The sequence below is a fragment of the Actinomadura rubrisoli genome (genome assembly GCF_004349215.1).
Taxonomy (GTDB): domain Bacteria; phylum Actinomycetota; class Actinomycetes; order Streptosporangiales; family Streptosporangiaceae; genus Spirillospora; species Spirillospora rubrisoli.
Genome location: NZ_SMKU01000189.1, coordinates 1 through 17835 on the forward strand (window position 1 = coordinate 1; position 17835 = coordinate 17835).

General features: G+C 73.0%; 16 protein-coding genes and 1 pseudogene. 9 read left to right on the plus strand and 8 right to left on the minus strand.

Annotated elements, in window-relative coordinates; translation table 11 throughout:
- Nucleotides 1-399 (minus strand): annotated as a pseudogene (locus E1298_RS28950) (FAD-binding oxidoreductase); the annotation flags it as partial.
- A 46-nt stretch (nucleotides 400-445) separates the two neighbouring features.
- Here E1298_RS28950 and E1298_RS28955 point away from each other — a divergent pair.
- The 4 genes from E1298_RS28955 (at nucleotide 446) to E1298_RS28970 (ending at nucleotide 4122) form a co-directional block, all read left to right on the plus strand.
- A complete protein-coding gene (locus tag E1298_RS28955) occupies nucleotides 446-1042 on the plus strand; it encodes a TetR/AcrR family transcriptional regulator (protein ID WP_131898774.1) in 597 nt (198 codons plus the stop codon).
- Entirely contained in the window at nucleotides 1039-2568 is a 1530-nt protein-coding gene (locus E1298_RS28960; protein WP_131898775.1) for a glycerol-3-phosphate dehydrogenase/oxidase, read from the plus strand. The genes E1298_RS28955 and E1298_RS28960 overlap by 4 nt, the downstream gene beginning before the upstream one ends.
- A gap of 145 nt (nucleotides 2569-2713) precedes the next feature.
- A complete protein-coding gene (locus tag E1298_RS28965; RefSeq protein ID WP_165975714.1) occupies nucleotides 2714-3640 on the plus strand; it encodes a sucrase ferredoxin in 927 nt (308 codons plus the stop codon).
- Nucleotides 3641-3825: 185 nt separating this feature from the next.
- Complete coding sequence (locus tag E1298_RS28970) at nucleotides 3826-4122, plus strand: WhiB family transcriptional regulator (protein WP_075901375.1); 297 nt, start codon at nucleotides 3826-3828, stop codon at nucleotides 4120-4122.
- 253 nt (nucleotides 4123-4375) lie between these two features.
- Here E1298_RS28970 and E1298_RS28975 read toward each other — a convergent pair whose 3' ends face one another.
- The 3 genes from E1298_RS28975 to E1298_RS28985 all read right to left on the minus strand — a co-directional run bounded on the left by E1298_RS28975 (nucleotide 4376) and on the right by E1298_RS28985 (nucleotide 7214).
- The gene (locus E1298_RS28975; protein ID WP_131898776.1) at nucleotides 4376-5083 is read right to left on the minus strand and encodes a phosphoribosyltransferase; all 708 of its coding nucleotides are present in this window, start codon (nucleotides 5081-5083) and stop codon (nucleotides 4376-4378) included.
- A gap of 118 nt (nucleotides 5084-5201) precedes the next feature.
- Nucleotides 5202-6188, minus strand: a complete 987-nt coding sequence (locus E1298_RS28980; protein WP_131898778.1) for a phosphotriesterase family protein — start codon at nucleotides 6186-6188, stop codon at nucleotides 5202-5204.
- Between the two features lie 42 nt (nucleotides 6189-6230).
- A complete protein-coding gene (locus E1298_RS28985) occupies nucleotides 6231-7214 on the minus strand; it encodes a YihY/virulence factor BrkB family protein (protein WP_243725880.1) in 984 nt (327 codons plus the stop codon).
- A gap of 911 nt (nucleotides 7215-8125) precedes the next feature.
- Here E1298_RS28985 and E1298_RS28990 point away from each other — a divergent pair.
- From E1298_RS28990 to E1298_RS29010, 4 genes are all read left to right on the plus strand, one after another.
- Nucleotides 8126-9793 carry a nitrite/sulfite reductase gene (locus E1298_RS28990; RefSeq protein WP_165975715.1) on the plus strand — a complete coding sequence of 556 codons (1668 nt, stop codon included), beginning with the start codon at nucleotides 8126-8128 and terminating at the stop codon, nucleotides 9791-9793.
- Between the two features lie 175 nt (nucleotides 9794-9968).
- Nucleotides 9969-10679, plus strand: a complete 711-nt coding sequence (locus E1298_RS29000; protein ID WP_131898786.1) for a phosphoadenylyl-sulfate reductase — start codon at nucleotides 9969-9971, stop codon at nucleotides 10677-10679.
- Between the two features lie 8 nt (nucleotides 10680-10687).
- Nucleotides 10688-11422 (plus strand): sirohydrochlorin chelatase, encoded by a 735-nt coding sequence (locus E1298_RS29005; protein WP_131898798.1) that lies wholly within the window; start codon nucleotides 10688-10690, stop codon nucleotides 11420-11422.
- A gap of 43 nt (nucleotides 11423-11465) precedes the next feature.
- Complete coding sequence (locus tag E1298_RS29010) at nucleotides 11466-11777, plus strand: hypothetical protein (protein WP_131898788.1); 312 nt, start codon at nucleotides 11466-11468, stop codon at nucleotides 11775-11777.
- On the opposite strand, the gene E1298_RS29015 is transcribed toward E1298_RS29010, so the two are convergent.
- Complete coding sequence (locus E1298_RS29015; protein ID WP_165975716.1) at nucleotides 11774-12493, minus strand: DUF1707 SHOCT-like domain-containing protein; 720 nt, start codon at nucleotides 12491-12493, stop codon at nucleotides 11774-11776. The genes E1298_RS29010 and E1298_RS29015 overlap by 4 nt on opposite strands.
- 168 nt (nucleotides 12494-12661) lie before the next feature.
- On the opposite strand from E1298_RS29015, the gene E1298_RS29020 reads away from it, so the two are divergent.
- Nucleotides 12662-14290 (plus strand): acyl-CoA dehydrogenase family protein, encoded by a 1629-nt coding sequence (locus tag E1298_RS29020; protein ID WP_131898790.1) that lies wholly within the window; start codon nucleotides 12662-12664, stop codon nucleotides 14288-14290.
- Nucleotides 14291-14303: 13 nt separating this feature from the next.
- On the opposite strand, the gene E1298_RS29025 is transcribed toward E1298_RS29020, so the two are convergent.
- From E1298_RS29025 to E1298_RS29035, 3 genes are all read right to left on the minus strand, one after another.
- Nucleotides 14304-15041 (minus strand): alpha/beta fold hydrolase, encoded by a 738-nt coding sequence (locus E1298_RS29025; RefSeq protein WP_131898792.1) that lies wholly within the window; start codon nucleotides 15039-15041, stop codon nucleotides 14304-14306.
- Between the two features lie 93 nt (nucleotides 15042-15134).
- Nucleotides 15135-16400, minus strand: coding sequence for an APC family permease (locus E1298_RS29030; RefSeq protein ID WP_131898794.1), 1266 nt, complete (start codon nucleotides 16398-16400; stop codon nucleotides 15135-15137).
- A 144-nt stretch (nucleotides 16401-16544) separates the two neighbouring features.
- Entirely contained in the window at nucleotides 16545-17792 is a 1248-nt protein-coding gene (locus E1298_RS29035; RefSeq protein WP_207944895.1) for a trypsin-like serine peptidase, read from the minus strand.
- Between the last annotated feature and the right edge of the window lie 43 nt (nucleotides 17793-17835).

Genomic DNA, 17835 nt, shown 5'->3' on the forward strand with positions numbered 1-17835 from the left:
GCCGAAGGGGACGACGGCTATGCGGCGTGCGGCGCAGGTGCGCAGTACGGCGAGGACCTCGTCGTGGGTGGCGGGCAGCACGACCGCGTCCGGGGCGTCGGCGGTCTCGCCGGTCCGGATGCGCAGGAGGTCGGAGGTGGACTTGCCGCGGGTGTGGCGGACGCGGGTCTCGGTGTCGGTGCGCACGTGGTCCATGCCGTGGACGGCCTCGGCGAGCGCGTCCAGGTCGTCTGGCGAGAGCCGGGAGGCGGGGACTTGGACGTCGTCCAGGGCGGGCGGGACGGCCTCGGCGGGGCGCACGCCCAGCAGGTCGCGCAGCAGGCCCACCATCGGCTCCGGCAGCGGCGTGGCCCGGGCGGGGTCGCCCCAGCCGCTCCACAGCATGTCCCGCGTCTCCACCGCGCCTCCCGTCGCCCGGCCCGTGTCAGGGCTTACACTGTGACACATGACGTCGAATCGTCACAACAAGACCGAGGACGACACCGTCCTCGACGCCGCGCGCGACTGCGTGCTGGCCGTGGGCGTGCGCCGGACGACCCTCACCGACATCGCCCGCCGCGCCGGGGTCTCCCGGATGACGCTGTACCGCCGCTGGCCGGACGTCCGCACGATCGTCGCGGACCTGATGACCCGCGAGTGGGTCGGGATCGGCGCGTCCGTGCGGCCGCCGGACGACGGCCGGCCCGTCCGTCCCCGGCTGGTGGACGGCCTGGTCGCCGGCGTCCGGGCGTTCCGCGCGCACCCGCTGCTCCGCAAGATCGTCGAGGTGGATCCCGAGCTGCTGCTCCCCTACGTCCTGGACCGCCTCGGCGCGAGCCAGCAGGCGTTCCTGGAGCTGTTCGAGGAGGCGCTCACGGCCGGGCACCGGGACGGGACGATCCGCCCCGGCCACCCGGGACGGCAGGCGCGCGCGGTGCTGCTCGTCGTCCAGTCGTTCGCGCTCTCGGCGCGGACGATGACCGAGGACCGCGACCCCGAGCTGGACGCGGCCGCCTTCGACGGCGAGCTCCGCCACATCCTGGAGAGGATGCTCGCGCCGTGAGCACCCCCGCACGGTCCTCGCTCAACGCCGCCCGCCGCGACCGCGAGCTGGCCGCCCTGCCCGGCGAGGTCGTGGACGTCCTGGTCGTCGGCCTCGGCGCGACCGGCGCGGGGGTGGCGCTGGACGCCGCGTCCCGCGGCCTGTCGGTCGCCGCGATCGACGCGCACGACCTGGCGTTCGGCACGTCGCGGTGGAGCTCCAAGCTGATTCACGGCGGGCTGCGCTACCTGGCGTCCGGGCAGGTGGGCGTGGCGCGCGAGAGCGCGGTGGAGCGCGGCGTGCTGATGCGCCGCACCGCCCCGCACCTGGTGCGCGCGTTCCCGTTCGTCCTGCCGCTGACGCCGCTGGTGTCGCGCCCGCAGGCCGCGGTCGCCCGCGCCGGACTGCGCGCCGGGGACGCGCTGCGGCTCGCCGCCCGCACGCCGCGCTCGGTGCTGCCCGGCCCGCGCAGCCTGTCCGCCGTGGAGACGCTGCGGCTCGCCCCCGCCCTGCGCCCGTACGGGCTGCGCGGCGGCCTCCTGTCGTGGGACGGGCAGCTCACCGACGACGCGCGCCTCGTCACCGCCGTCGCCCGGACGGCCGCCGCGCACGGCGCCCGTATCCTCACCCGCTGCCGGGCGGTCGCGCTGGCCGGGGACGGCGCGCTCGTCCGCGACGAGCTGACCGGGCGGGAGTTCACCGTACGGGCCCGCGCGGTGGTGAACGCGGCCGGCGTCTGGGCGGGCGGCCTGGTGGACGGCGTGCGGCTCCGTCCGTCCCGGGGCACCCACCTGGTGCTGCGGGCGGAGTCCCTGCGCGGGCAGTCCTCCGGGATGCACGTGCCGGTCCCGGGCGAGAGCAGCCGGTTCCTCCTGGTGATCCCGCAGGGCGACGGCCGCGTCTACGCCGGGCTCACCGACGAGCCCGCCGACGGGCCGATCCCGGACGTTCCGGAGCCGACGCCCGGCGAAATCGGCTTCCTGCTCGACATCCTGGGCTCGGCGCTGGACGCGCCGGTGCGGCGCGAGGACGTGATCGGCGCGTTCGCCGGGCTGCGCCCCCTGCTGGACGCCGGGCCGCGGAGCACCGCCGACCTCTCCCGCAGGCACGCCGTCCTGACCTCCCGTGACGGCGTCGTCACGATCGTCGGCGGCAAGCTCACCACCTACCGGCGCATGGCCGAGGACGCGGTGGACGCCGCCGTGGCCGCGCGGGGCCTGCCCGCGGGCCCGAGCCGGACCGCGCGCCTGCCACTGGTCGGCGCCGCCGGTCCCGCGCGTCTCGCCGCCTTGGACGCCCCGCGCCGCCTCGTCCAGCGGTACGGGACGGAGGCGCCGCTGCTGGCCGCCCTGGCGAAGGACGATCCGGCGCTGCTGGAGCCCGTCGCCGCCGGGCTGCCCGTGCTCGGCGCCGAGCTGGCCTGGGCGGCGCTGCACGAGGGGGCCCTGGACGCGGACGACCTGCTCGACCGCCGGACCCGCATCGGGCTCGTGGCGTCCGACCGTGCCGCCGCGCTCCCCGCCGCCGAAGCGCTCCTTCCCAGATAACCACCCAAAGAACATCAAAGTGGTCACATTGCCCGTGACCAGGGGTTCCGTGCGGGTAAAGCTTGATCGACTCGGCGGTATGACCTCCCTCACCCCCGCTGGCCGCGCGGATCGACGTTAGGTTAGCCTGGCCTAATCGTCGTCCATGATCAGCCGGGGGGATCTGTTGACGCGCGGCAAGGGCTGCGGGCACTGCCCGGGGAGCCACACGGGCGAGCGCCCGTGCCTGGCGAGCGCGACGACCAAGGCGCGTTCCTGGCTGCTCATCGAGCATCCGGGGCCCTGGCCGGAGCGCGTCGAGGAGCTGGCGGAGCCCGCGCCGATCGCCGAGGCCGTGCGGGCCGCGCGGGCCGCGGGCGTCCGGCCGCAGCTCATCCGCCGGCCCGGCCGCCGGCGCGGCACCCCGCCGATCCAGGTCTACGCCGCGTTCTCGCGCGGCACCGAGGTCTGGATGGAGGGACGGGAACTGGCCGACCCGGCCGAGCTCGCCGAACTGGATCTAGGCGCCCTCGCGGCGGGCACGCCGCCCGGATTCGGGGACCTGGTCGCCGGGCCCGTCCTGCTGGTCTGCACCCACGGGCGGCGCAACGCCTGCTGCGCCCGCACCGGCGCCCCCTTGGCCCGCGCCCTGTCTGAACGTTTCGACCGGTTTGTCTGGGAAACCACACACGTCGGCGGCGACCGATTTGCGGCGAACTTGGTATGTCTTCCCCACGGGCTCTCCTACGGCGACCTCGGCGAGACCGAGGCCCTGGCCGCCGTGGACGCCTATCTGCGGGGAGAGGTCGTCCTCGACCGGCTGCGCGGCCGGGCGGGACTGCCGGAGCCGTGGCAGGCCGCAGAGCACTTCGTCCGCGCGCATACGGGCCTTCTCGGCCTGGACGCGGTGGCGGTGCGGTCGGTCACCGGGACATCCCGGTACGAAGCGGTCGTCGTCGCCCAGGGGACCCGTTACCGGGTCGTCCTGGAGGCCGTCCAGCAGTCCGCCCCGTGCGGTCCGGACTGCGAGGAGAACCTGGGAACCTACGTTGTTACGGAACTCACCCTTCTCAACGAGGCGGCCCTCGTGTAATCTCTCGGAGGCCCCATTCGAGGGTCTCCACTGTCGCACGACCCCAGGTTTCCGGAGTAACCGGACGGGGAACAGAGCGGCAACTCCAGACGTTGGACCATTCGGCGCTTCTGACGCATGGCACCTGAAGCATGTCGAGCGTCCACGTCCCGAAATTGTTCGAAACCAATCAAGGTGGGTGTTCCATGGCTCAGGTACGTCGGCAGGCAAACCTCCCTCGTCCCAGCTGGGGCTGGCAGGACGCCGCGGCGTGCCGGGGGGAAGACCTCGTCCTCTTCTTCGGTCCCGACGGCGAGCGTCAGCCCGAACGTGAGATCCGCGAGCGCAAGGCGAAGCAGATCTGCATGGGCTGTCCGGTTCGCACGGATTGCCTGGACTACGCGGTGTCCCGGCCCGAGAAGTACGGCACGTGGGGCGGTCTGAACGAGGACGAGCGCGCATCCGAGCGCCGTCGTCGTATGCGCCGCGCGAACGCCGCCTAGGCGTCGCGCAGGCCGCCTGAACGCTCCCATCGCGCACCCCGGCACGCCACCAGAAAACGTCACGGCCCCGCTCTGCGGGGCCGTTTGCGTTGCCCGGGCCGGGACGCCCCGTCCGGACCCCGACGGCTTCGTCACATGTGCGTCACATGTGAGTTACATGTGTCCCCGATTTCGTCGCCGGACGGCTTTTACCGCACCCGGCCGCATCAGGTGGCTTCTTCACGGAAAATGGCGCGGTCCTATTCCCGGGCCCTCACTCCCCCGGCCGCCCGGCCGGGCCCGGCCGTCCCAGCCAGGCGATCACGTCGCCGTCGGTGAGCTGATCGAAGTCCCGGTACCACTGGCCGACCGCCCGGAACTCCCAGGGCGCCGCCGGCACGACCATCTCGTCCACCTCGGCCTCCATGGCCCGGACGGTCTCGGCGGCGCCCACCGGCACCGCGAGGACCAGGCGGGACGGCCCGCGCTCGCGCAGCGCCCGCACGGCGGCGCGGGCGGTGCCGCCGGTGGCGAGCCCGTCGTCCACCACGACCACCGGGCGCCCGGTGGTCTCCGGCAGCGGCCGCTCGCCGCGGTAGGCGCGGACCCGGCGGGCGAGCTCGGCCCGCTCGGCCTCCACGGTGCCCGCCAGATCGTCCTCACGCAGCCCGAGACGGCCCAGCAGCTCACGGTCGAAGACGGGCGCCCCGCCCTCCGCGATAGCCCCCACGCCGAGCTCAGGCTGCGGCGGGAACCCGATCTTGCGCGTCACCAGGACGTCCAGCGGGCTCCCGAGCCGCCGGGCGATCTCGTGCCCGACCGGCACACCGCCCCTCGGCAGCGCGAGGACCACGGCGCCGTCGAGGCCGAGCGGCACCAGCCGCTCGGCGAGCACCCGCCCCGCCTCGGCGCGGTCGATATAGGGCAGCCGGACGGTCTCGGACTCCTGCGGGCCATCATGTGCGGCTCTGCTCCAGGGCATCGGCGCACCCCCTTCCGGGGTCGCAATCGACTACCCCACCCCTACCCACAGGAAGCGTCCAGCGACTCGATCCCGGCCCGGGACTTCGTTTGCTCGGCGAGGCGGCGGTGGCCGGGAGTCAGACGGCGGTGAGCCAGCGGATGGGGTTGGCGGTCAGGATGCCGTCCAGCGCGGGGTCGTCGGCGCCGGCCGCGCGGAGCGCGGGCAGGAAGACGTCGAAGAGGTAGCCGTAGCCGCCGCCGCCGTTGCGGGCGACGTGCGCCATGCGGGAGACCCCGGTGCTGAGCAGCACGCGGTCGGCGTGCCCGGCCTCGACAAGGTCCATGACGGCGCGGACGCGGGCGCCGATCGCGGCATGGTCGCCACCGGCGAGCCCGAGCGTCCCGAACGACACGTACGCGCCCGTCTCGGCGATCTTGCGGTGCTGGCCCGGGTCGTCCACGAGGTCCTGCCGGCCGACCGCGACGCGCTCGGGGGGCAGCCCGGCGGCGGTGAGGATCTCCAGCTGGGCGACGCCCGCGCGGCCGTAGGTGGCCACGGAGAGCCCGGAGTAGCCCGCGGCGCGGGCGGCGGCGCGCAGGCACAGCTCCTCGGCCTCGGTGGGCGCCTCACCCCAGGTCCCGATCTCCCCGATCACGCCGGGGAGGGAGTTGGTGCCGTCCATGCCGAAGCCGATCTCGGCGAGCAGCCGCTCGGCGAGCCGCTCGACCCCGGTCGGCCCCCCGGGCGCGGTGCCCGCGGCGAGCGCCTCCCGGACGAACGAGGGGTGGAACGGCTCGGTGAACACGCCCGTCCCGGCGACCACGGCCACCCGGGCGCCGGCGCTGATCCGGACGAGCGCGGCGGCGTTGCGTCCCATGCCCGAGCAGGTCAGATCCACGACCAGGCCCAGACCGTGCTCGGCGCGCAGCGCGGACAGCTCCCGCGTGACGGCCTTCTCCTCGTCCAGCCAGCGGTAGGGGTCGGAGTCGACCCGCTGGGGACGGGCGGGCCAGCGCAGGTCCATCTGCAGGTGCTCGTGGGAGAGCACCGGCCCGGTGATGTCGGACGTCGCGATCGTGCCGGTCACGGTCCGGAGCCGGCCGGTCTCCTCACGGGGGGTCATGCAACGCGAGGCTACGACATGTTCAGCGTTCGCAGAGCCGCCTTACGCGCTGTTTTTACCATTCGTCCCGTCCTCGTCGCCGACGCGCTGCTCCCGGACGGCGCGCGCGCGGGCGGTACCGGCGCTCGGCCACAGCCGATCGATCTCGGCGTTCAGCGCCGCCCCGATCAGCACCGCGAGCGCCGCCACGTACAGCCAGGCCAGGACGGCGATCGCGGCCGACAGCGACCCGTACACCGACACCCCGCTCAGCGAGCCGGTCAGGTAGAGCCGGAGGGTGACGCTGCCCACGATCCACATGACCAGCGCCACGACGGCGCCGGGCACCTCGCGCCACCAGGCCGTCCGCACCGGGACGCTCATGTGGTAGAGCATCGCCAGGAACATGATCGACAGGCTCACCACGACCGGCCAGTAGAACATCAGCACGAACCCGGCGCTCTCCGGCAGCGCCCGCCGCACCAGCGCGGGCCCGGCCACCAGCAGCGGGATCAGGATCAGCATGACGAGCAGGCCGACGAGGTAGAGGAAGAACGCGCGCAGCCGGGTCCGGATCACGCCCCGGATGCCTGACAGCCCGTAGGCGATGGTGATCGTGTCGACGTAGACGTTCGTGGCCCGCGACCCCGCCCACAGCGAGATCAGGAAGCTGACCGACACGATGTCGGGGCTCCCGCCCTTGATCACCTCGTCGATCAGCGGCACGACGACCGACTCCACCGCCTGCCCCGTCAGGACGGTCTGCGAGCGCTCGATCAGCCAGGTCCGGATGTCGAGCACCGTGTCGGCCCCGAGCGCGCTCCGGAAGTGGCCCATCGTCCCGACCAGCCCGATGACCAGCGGCGGGAGCGACAGCAGGGCGAAGAACGCCGCCTCGGCGGCCAGGCCCGTGACCCGGTAGCGGAACGCGGCGACCGCCGTGCCCTTCACCAGCTTCCAGCCGACGTACGTCGCCGTCCCCGCGGCGGCGCGGGCCAGCCGGGCGGCCTTGAGCGCGGCCCGCCGGGCCCATCCGCGCGCGCTCACGTGCGGGCCCTCGGACCCGGGATCCCCAGCCGGGGCGGCGCCCGCAGCGTCGGAGACAGTCGTCACAGCGTGCGAGCCTATTGCAGTGTTGCTTGCAGTGCCTTCGGCGTCGGGCGTTGGACGCCCTCCTTCAACAGGCACTGCGGTGATCGCTGTGTTGTTTGCAGCCCCCTCGGCGTCGGGCGTTGGACGCCCTCCTTCAACGGGCACTGCGGCGATCGCTGCATCGCTCCGACTCGCCCAGGGGCTCGCTGCGCGATCAGGTTCTCGCATGCTCGAACCTGGCTTCGCACGCGATCGCACGCTTGCGGGGCGGCGTTCGGGGCTTGGCTTCGGACATTTTCTTGTCCATACCCGCTTTGACGGGCGGCAACGTTGATCGGACCATGATCATCCGCTCCCGGGGTTCGAGCATGGGGGCGATCGGTGATAATGGGAGGCGTGATCTGCCTGTCGTGCCGGGAGCGCCACCACGAGGAGTGCCGTGGCGGGTCTTGGTGTGACTGCCAGCATCAGCCCGTCCACGGGGTGCCCGGTGCCGGGCGGCGCGAGGACATCGCGGAACAGCGCGAGGGCGGCGGGTCAGGCGGGGCCGTGGCGGAGCCTCCGGTGAATTGGAGGAGTCAAGGATGACTCTTCTCACGCGTCCGCGTGCCGGACGTAACTGGACAGTGCGCGAGACGACGTGTCAGAGTCTAGGCATGACTGCTGCGGATCCGCTGCTGGCCAAGCGCCGGCATGTCGACTTCCTCCGCGTCCGCAGCGCGATCTGTCGGTGACGCCCCGACCACGCCCCTGCACTCAGCCCGGGGCGCGTGGTGCATCGGCGTCACCTTTGACTTGAATCCTGCTCAGTGCCGAGCCGGCTGTCCGAGACTGCCGGTGCGCTACGCGTCCCTCACACGACCAAGATGAGGACGCGCGCCGTGCCACCCGCGATCAAGCGCAAGAGAGGCGAGGGCCAGTGGGCCCTCGGCTATCAGGAACCGCTGAACAAGAACGAGGAGAACAAGAAGAACGACGACGGGCTGAACGTCCGCCGCCGCATCATCGACGTCTACTCCAAGGCCGGGTTCGACTCGATCGACCCCGCCGACCTGCGCGGCCGGTTCCGCTGGCTCGGGCTCTACACCCAGCGCAAGCCCGGCATCGACGGCGGCAAGACCGGGATGCTGGAGGACGAGGAGCTCGACGACCGCTACTTCATGATGCGGGTCCGCATCGACGGCGGCCAGCTGAGCGGCCCCCAGCTGCGCACGATCGCCGACATCTCCACCCGGTACGCGCGCGGGACCGCCGACATCACCGACCGGCAGAACGTCCAATACCACTGGATCCGGGTCGAGGACGTGCCCGCCATCTGGGACGCGCTGGAGGCGGTCGGGCTGTCCACGATGGAGGCGTGCGGCGACACCCCGCGCGTGATCATCGGCTGCCCGCTGGCCGGGATCGCGGCCGACGAGGTCATCGACGCCACGCCGCACATCCGGGACGTCCACGACCGCTACATCGGGTCGCCGGAGTTCTCCAACCTGCCGCGCAAGTTCAAGACGGCGATGTCGGGCTGCACCGCGCACTGCACCGTCCACGAGATCAACGACGTGGCGTTCGTCGGCGTGGTGAACGACGAGGGCGAGACCGGCTACCAGGTGTTCGTCGGCGGCGGGCTGTCCACCAACCCGATGTTCGCCAAGAGCCTCGGCGTGTTCGTCAAGCCGGAGCAGGCCACCGAGGTCTGGCGCGGCGTCATCTCGATCTTCCGCGACTACGGCTACCGGCGGCTGCGGAGCCGGGCGCGGATCAAGTTCCTGGTGAAGGACTGGGGCGCGGCGAAGTTCCGCGAGGTGCTGGAGAAGGAGTACCTCGGGTACGCGCTGCCGGACGGTCCCGAGCCGGCCCCGCCGCTCCCCCGCCGCGACCACGTCGGCGTTCACCCGCAGCGGGACGGCGGCTTCTACGTCGGCTTCGCGCCGCGCGTGGGACGGGTGAACGGCGAGCTGCTGGGCGCCATCGCCGACCTCGCCGAGCGCTACGGCTCGGGCCGCGTCCGCACGACCGCCGAGCAGAAGATGGTGATCCTGGACGTCCCGGAGGAGAACACCGGGCCGCTCGCCGACGCGCTGGCCGAGCACGACCTCCAGGTCCACCCGTCCACGTTCCGCCGCCAGACGATGGCGTGCACGGGCATCGAGTACTGCAAGCTCGCGATCGTCGAGACCAAGCAGCGCGCCATGGACCTGATGGACGAGTTGGAGAAGCGGCTCCCCGACTTCGACCAGCCGCTGACCATCAACGTCAACGGCTGCCCGAACGCCTGCGCCCGCATCCAGACCGCCGACATCGGGCTGAAGGGCCAGCTGGTCGTGGACGAGAACGGCGACCAGGTCGAGGGCTTCCAGATCCACCTGGGCGGCGAGCTCGGCACGTCGTTCGGGAAGAAGATCCGCGGCCTGAAGACGACGTCGGCGGGCCTCACGGACTATGTCGAGCGGGTCGTCCGCAGGTTCGACGAGCAGCGCACCGAGGGCGAGACGTTCGCCCAGTGGGCGCAGCGCGCCGACGAAGCCGACCTCAAGTAACCCGGGCAGCCGGAATGAGCGAACGTGCCGCGCCGTTCTACTGCCCGTACTGCGGTGAAGAGAAGCTGGAGCCGCTTGAAGAAGAAGGGACGTGGTTCTGTCCTGACTGCGTCCGCTCCTTCAAATTGAAGTTCCTCGGTGTTGGAGCCCCCCACACACGCAAGGAGATTCCTCGGTGACTCTTTTGGAGACCGACAGACCGACCCTTGATCTTGAAGACATCGTCGAGTCGGCAGCGCACGCCCTGGACGGCGCCCCCACGCTGGAGGTCATCCGCTGGGCCGTCGCCACGTTCGGCGACCGCATCTGCCTGACCTCGTCCATGTCGGACGCCGCGCTGATCCATCTGGTGTCGAAGGTGAAGCCGGGCATCGACGTGCTGTTCGTCGACACCGGGTACCACTTCGCCGAGACGGTCGGGACCCGGGACGCGGTGGAGGCCGTGTACCCGGTGAACGTCATCAACGTGACGCCGTCCCGGACGGTCGAGGAGCAGGAGGCCGCGCTCGGCCCGCGGCTGTTCGGCCGCAACCCCGACCTGTGCTGCCACCTGCGGAAGGTGGAGCCGCTCGGCCGCGCGCTGGAGGGCTACATGGCCTGGTTCAGCGGCATCCGCCGGGACGAGACCGAGAGCCGCCGCGACCGCCGCGTCGTCGAGTGGGACCGCAAGCGCGGCATGGTCAAGGTGAACCCGATCCTGGACTGGACCCAGGAGGAGATGGACGGCTACATGGAGGACAACGGGGTGCTGGTCAACCCGTTGCACTATGACGGCTACCCGTCGATCGGCTGCGCGCCGTGCACCCGCCCGGTCGAGCCGGGCGAGGACCCGCGCAGCGGGCGGTGGGCCGGGATGGGCAAGACCGAGTGCGGTATCCACCTGTGACGACCCCCATGGTCGCGGTGGCGCACGGAAGCAGGGACCCGCGCGCCGCCGCGACCGTCGCGGAGCTCCTCGACGCCGTCCGGGCCCGGCGCCCGGACGTGCCGGTCCACGCGTCCTTCCTGGACCATGCGCCGCCCGCGCCCGACCGGGTGCTGGACGGCCTCGCCCAGGACGGCGCGGACGAGGCGGTCGTGCTGCCGCTCCTCCTCACCGCCGCCTACCACAGCAAGACCGACATCCCGGGCGTCCTGGACCGGGTGCGCCGCCGGCATCCGCGGCTGCGCCGGCACACGGCCGCCACGCTGGGCCCGCACCCGCTGCTGATGGACGCGCTGGAACGCCGCCTGTCCGAGGCCGGTGTGGAGCCCGGCGACCCGGACACGGCCGTCGTCCTGGTGTCGGCGGGCTCGTCCGACGCCTCGGCCAACGCCACCATCTGGCGGCTGGCCAGGGAGTGGCGCGCGCGCGGATGGCGGGGCGTGGTCCCGGCGTTCGCGTCCGCGTCCCGTCCCACCCCGGCCGAGGCGGTGGCCGCCCTCCTCGACGCGGGCGCCCCCCGCGTCGCCGTCGCGTCCTACATCCTCGCGCCCGGGTACTTCGCCGACAAGGTGCGCGCCGAGTCCCTGGCCGCCGGCGCCGCCGTCGTCTCCCCCGCCCTCGGCGCCGCGCCAGAGGTGGCCGACCTCGTCGTCCACCGCTACGACCAGGTCCTCAGCACCGTCCGCCAGCCCGCCGCCGTCTGACCTCCGACGTTCGGAGGGCGGCGGTGCGGGTATGCGGGGTCCCATGGACGAGCGAGACGATCCAGGACACGAGCCCGAGCAGACCCACGACCGCGACTTCGCCCCCGTGAACCGCGGTTCCGACGCCCGCGGGCGCACCGTCCCCGGAACCTCGGTGCCGGTGAGCGTTCCGGGCGAGGACGCGGACGCGCAGGGGCCAGGCAGCTCCGTCCCCGGCGAGGAGGGCATGGGAAGGCAGGAGGACGAGATCAGCGGCACCGGCGCCCCCGGCGTAGAGGTCGGCCACCCCGACGCGCTCCCCCCGGACGAGGACGGCGTGCGGGACGCCGAGCGCCACGACGATTCCCGAAGTTAGACGCCCCGGTTCTTCCACCAGGAGGTGAGGGCTCGGCGGATGGGGGCGTGGTGCTCGTCGTCCACGATCTTGACGTCGCCCATGACGGCGTGGGCGTTGACGCGGACGATCGGGACGCGGGCGCCGGGGCCCGATTCGCGGACCGTCACGTCGCGGTCGCCCATGAAGGCGTAGCCGGTCAGCTCGACGATCACGCCGTCCGGGACGATGATCTTGACGTCGCCCATCACGGCGGTGGCGTGCACGATGACCTCGCCGGTGGGGACCTGGGCGCCGCGCAGGTCGAGTTCGACGTCGCCCATCACCGAGACGGCCTCCAGGGGCCCGTCGATGCGGCCGACGATGCGCTCCTTGCAGTCGCCCATGAAGGCGCTGAACTTGCGCTTCACCTGGACAGGCGCGGGGTTGGCGCCGGGTGCGCCCATCCCGGGCAGGTCGGTCGTGATGTGCTCCAGCTCGCCCCGGGTGACGGCCATGTAGGCCGCCTCGGTGCGCTCGGTGAGCTCCTCGAAGGTCAGCCGTCCCTCCACCGAGGCGATCCGCAGCCGCTCGACCACCGCTTCCCGCTCCGCGTCGGACGCCCGCACCGCCTGGGCCGGGACGCGTCCGCCGGCGGCCACCGGCGGGCCCGGTGCCGGGTCGGGTCGGGGGTCCGGTCGCCGGTCCTGGGGGCGCCTCGGGGCCGGCCGCCCCGGCTGCGGACTGGACTGACTCATGATTCCGAAAGTATGCCCCCGCGGCCTCACAGCAATCCGTCGCGCGGACGAGATCGTCCCACCACCTGAGGAGGATGCCCCAAGGCAGGGCGTTTGACATGATCATCTTCGCGTCCGAACACGGTTCTGTATCCTTCGGGAAGCCCCTATGACGGCGGGAGGCCGGAGATCGTGACCCACGAGGTGCTCAACCAGGTTCCGCCGCTCGCCGGGCACGACGCCGCCGACGACGCCGTCCTGCTGGACGGGCTGGAGCGCGAGGGCGCCGGATGGGCCGCCGCCGAGGTCCACGGGCTCGGCCGGCTGGCGGGCACCGAGCGCGCGCAGGACTGGGGCCGCCTCGCCAACGAGCACCCGCCCGTCCTGCGCACCCACGACCGCTACGGGCACCGGATCGACGAGGTCGAGTTCCACCCGTCCTGGCACGAGCTGATGAACGTCGCCGTGACGCACGGCCTGCACGGGTCCGCCTGGGCCGACCCGCGCGAGGGCGCGCACGTCGCCCGCGCCGCCAAGTTCTACGTCTGGCGCGTGGACGCCGGGCACGGCTGCCCCGTCTCCATGACCTACGCCGCGGTCCCCGCGCTGCGGCACTCCCCCGAGCTGGCCGCGCAGTACGAGCCGCTGCTCACCAAGCCCGAGTACGACGCCGGCCTGCGTCCCCCGCTCTCCAAGTCCGCGCTGCTGGCGGGCATGTCCATGACCGAGAAGCAGGGCGGCTCGGACGTCCGCGCCAACACCACCCGGGCCGCGCCCCAGCCGGACGGCACGTACCGGCTCGTCGGCCACAAGTGGTTCACCAGCGCCCCCATGTGCGATGTGTTCCTCACCCTCGCCCAGGCGCCGGACGGCCTGACCTGCTTCCTCGTCCCGCGCGTCCTGCCCGGAGGGGAGCTGAACCCGCTGCGGCTGATGCGGCTCAAGGACAAGCTCGGCAACAGGTCCAACGCGTCGTCCGAGGTGGAGTACGAGAACGCGGTCGCCTGGCGCGTCGGCGACGAGGGACGCGGCGTGCGCACCATCATCGAGATGGTCAACATGACCCGGCTCGACTGCGTGATCGGCGCCGCCGCGGGCATGCGCCAGGGCGTCATCACCGCCGCCCACCACGCCGCGCACCGCAAGGCGTTCGGCAAGTACCTCATCGACCAGCCGCTCATGCGCAACGTCCTCGCCGACCTCGCGATCGAGTCGGAGGCCGCCACCGCGCTCATGCTGCGCCTCGCGGGCGCCACGGACCGCTCCGTCCGGGGCGACGGCCGCGAGGCCGCGTTCCGGCGCCTCGGCCTCGCGGTCGGCAAGTACTGGGCCTGCAAGCGCTGGCCCGCCCACGCCGCCGAGTCCCTGGAGTGCCTGGGCGGCAACGGCTACGTCGAGGAGTCGGGGATGCCCCGCCTGTTCCGCGAGTCGCCCCTGAACTCGATCTGGGAGGGCTCCGGCAACGTCGCCGCCCTCGACCTGCTGCGCGCCATGCTGCGCGAGCCGCAGGCGGTGGACGCCTTCTTCGACGAGGTGGACCTCGCCAAGGGCGCCGACGCCCGCCTCGACGCGGCCGCCCGGCAGGCCAAGGACTCCCTCACCGACCTGACGACGATCGAACCGCGCGCCCGCCGCGTGGCCGAGCGGCTCGCCCTGGCCCTGCAAGCCTCCCTGCTGGTCAGGCACGGCCACCCGGCCGTCGCGGATGCCTTCTGCGCGACCCGGCTCGCCGGCGACTGGGGGTCGGCGTTCGGCACGCTGCCCGCGGGCGTCGACCTGGCCCCCATCGTCGAGCGGGCCGTCCCGAAGCTCGGCTGACGGGTCCGGCGGATCAGTCGCGCCCGGCCTCGACGGACTTGGCGGCCAGCGCCGCCGGCGCGGTGAACATGACCTCATGGCTTCCGGGCATCTGGACGAGGCGGTGGAGGCCGAGCCGGGAGGAGAAGCGCGGATGCCAGGCGTAGGGCCCCGGCGGCAGCGCCGTGTCGTCGGTGCAGTTGAGGTACGAGCAGCGCAGCGCTCCCTCGGCGATGAGCGCGTGGAACCGCTTCAGGTCGAGCTTGTCCGCCAGCATCCTCACCGGGGTGGGGCACAGGAGGTCGAACGCCGCCCGCGCCGTCTCCTCGTCGCCGTCGTTGACGAACACCTCGCGCCACAGCTCCCACGGGACGTATATCCCGCCGTCAACGGTGTTGGCCTCGAAAACGCCGAGGTAGGCGGGCGGTAATTCGTCGTTGATGCTGTTGCCGTCCTCCAGGACGAACGCGCTGTGGAAGACGAGCCGGCGGATGCGTTCGGGCATCACCTCGGCGACCTTGCACGCGATCGTTCCGCCGAAGCTGTGCCCCAGCAGGACGAAGTCGTCCAGGTCCCGTTCCCGGATGTACTCCACGATCGACGCGGCACCGTCGGCGTGCGAGGCGTCCATGGACGCGCCCTCACCGAACCCCGCCACCGTGGGGGTGTGCACCGTGTGCCCCGCCGCTCGCAGATGCTCGGCGACGGGTTCCCACAGCGATCCGTAGTGCCAGGCGCCGTGCACGAGCACGAAGGTAGATGAGCTGGTCACGATTTCCCTTCCTCACCAAGGAGCGAACAGGAGGTTGAGCTTCTTGTCAGGGGTGACCTGAGCATGGCGCAACCGCCGCCGAGGTTCCAGAGGTCAGCGGCGGCGGTGCAGGACGAGCCATCGGCCGCCCAGGCCGACGGCGAACAGGGCCAGCCCGGCCGCCACCGACCCGGCGGGCAGGGTGGCGACCAGCACGAGGCAGCCGATCGCGCCGGTCACGTGCAGGGCGCGGGGCCAGCGGCGGTCGGCGGCGGGCTGGGTGAGGGCGGCGGCGTTGGCGATGGCGTAGTAGACCAGCACGCCGAAGGACGAGAAGCCGATCACGCCCCGCAGGTCGACGGTCGCGGCCAGCGCGGACACGATCGCGGCGAGGGCGATCTCGGCGTGGTGCGGCACCCGGTGGCGGGGGTGGACGGCGGCCAGCCAGCCGGGCAGGTCGCGGTGGCGGGCCATGGCGAGGCCGGTGCGGCCGACCCCGGCGATCAGCGCCAGCAGCGCCCCGAGGCTGGCCACGGCCCCGCCGACGCGCACCACCGGGGCCAGGCCGCCGACGCCCGCGGCGCGCACCGCCTCGGTGAGCGGGGCGGTCGTGGCGGCGAGCCGGCCGGGTCCGGCGGCCAGCAGCGCGGCGACGCCGACGACGAAATAGACGGCCACGGTGATCCCGAGGGCGGCCGGGATGGCGCGGGGGATGGTGCGCCGCGGGTCGCGGACCTCCTCCCCCATGGTCGCGATGCGGGCGTAGCCGGCGAAGGCGAAGAACAGCAGCCCGGCCGATTGCAGGACGCCGTAGACGCCGCCGGAGCCCAGCGCCGCCCAGCCGCCGAGGTGCGCGGAGTCGGCGCCGCCGCCGAAGGCGATCCCGGCCACGACCACGGTCAGGGCGATCAGCGTCGCGGCGACCAGGACGCGGGTCAGCAGCGCCGTCCTGGTCACGCCCCTGTAGTTGAGGGCGGCCAGGGCCACGACGCCCGCGACGGCCACGGCCCGCTGGGCCCACCACGGTCCGGGGACGGCGTAGGAGGCGAAGGTCAGCGCCATCGCCGCGCACGAGGCCGTCTTGCCGACGATGAATCCCCATCCGGCGGCGAACCCCCACCACGCGCCGAGCCGCTCCCTGCCGTAGATGTAGGTGCCGCCCGAGGTCGGGTGGGCGGCGGCGAGCTGGGCGGACGCGGTGGCGTTGCAGTAGGCGATCACCGCCGCGATCCCCAGCCCGATCAGCAGGCCGGTCCCGGCGGCCCGCGCGGCGGGTCCGAACGCCGCGAACACCCCGGCCCCGATCATCGAGCCCAGGCCGATGAGCACCGCGTCGCGGGTGCCCAGCCGGCGGGCCAGGTGCTGCGCCGGCGTGCTCATGTGCGCCCCCGTCCGCGGTCCTCTGGAGTGTCCAGTGGACGAGGACGGCGCGCGCGCGTCAAGTGGCACTCGCGCGCCGCGGCGGGCCGGGCGGCCTTCCGTCGAGGGCCGCCCGGCCTCATGCGCGGGGATGGTCCCCGCGGATCACTTCACGCCGGCGGGCGGGTTGTTGTCGATCATGCCGGAGATCTCCTTGTGGACGAGGCTGATGCGGGTGCCCCAGTTGGGGCAGCCGCCGAGGTGGTGCAGCGCGATCACCTTGTGCGAGGAGGCGGCCAGGACCGGCGAGCCGGAGTTGCCGCCGGAGGAGTCGCACAGGTATCCGGTGTTCACCCCGGACGCCACGGTGCCGATCTTGCAGTAGGTGCCGCCGTCGCGGTCCTCGTACAGCGAGAGCCGCTTGGGCTTGACGTCCCCGTGGCCGGGGATGTAGATGCGCTCCGCGGCGGTGGGCTCGCGGACGTCCAGGTAGAGCGTGCCGTACTGCTGGATCGAGGCGAAGTCGTTGACCGAGAACAGCGCGTAGTCCAGGGCGCTGAGCGGGCTCAGCTTGATCAGTTCGAGGCCGCTGACCTTGGTGCCGGTGCGGGGGTTGTTCCCGCCGCAGGTGGCGCACTGGTAGTCGAACTGGAACTCGCTGGCCTTGAGGTCGGCGGCGCTCTCCATGCAGTGCTGGTTGGTGAGCATGCGGTTGGTGTTGCCGACCCGCCACGCCGTGCAGGAGCCCAGCCCCTTGACGAGCTGGCGGGCGACGGCGTTGGAGCGGGCGTACTCGGTGGGGTGGCTCTGCTGGTAGCAGGCGACGTCGCGGCGGCCGTCGGCGCCGCAGACGCTGAACGGCCGCGGGTTGGCGGCGGCGGCCTCGGCCTCGGTGAAGCCGCGGAAGTAGGAGTCGACGCGGGCGCCGAAGCCGCGCCGGGTCAGGTCCGCGGCGTCGTGGTGCGCCTTGGCGGCGTGCAGGGTGACCACGGCGGTGTCGCCGTCGACGGACATCGCGGCGAAGCCCGTCCGGCCGTGGACGGTGTGCGGGGAGTCGCCACGGTTCCGGGCGGCGGTCGGGTCGCCGTGGTAGGTGTACACCTCGCGGCCGGACGGGTCGGCGACCGTGATCCGGTCGCCGGGGGCGAGCTTGACCGACGCGAAATGGACCTTGACGTAGCTGGAGCCGGGTTCGCGGACGGTCAGCCGCGTGGACCGGGCGCCGGGCGCGTAGCGGAGCGCGGCGTCCTTGGCCTTGCGCTCGCCGACGGTGTCGACTTTTGGCTGGGCCGGGGCCGCGGCGGCGGTGCCGCCGGGACCGGGTGGGACGGTGCGTGCCATCGCGGTCGGCAGGATCAGCATGACGGTCGCCAGCGGGATCGCCAGCGACAGGATGCGTGGCCGTCTGAACACGGCACACCTCCAGTGGGGGTCGTCTTGCGGGGCGGGGGGACAG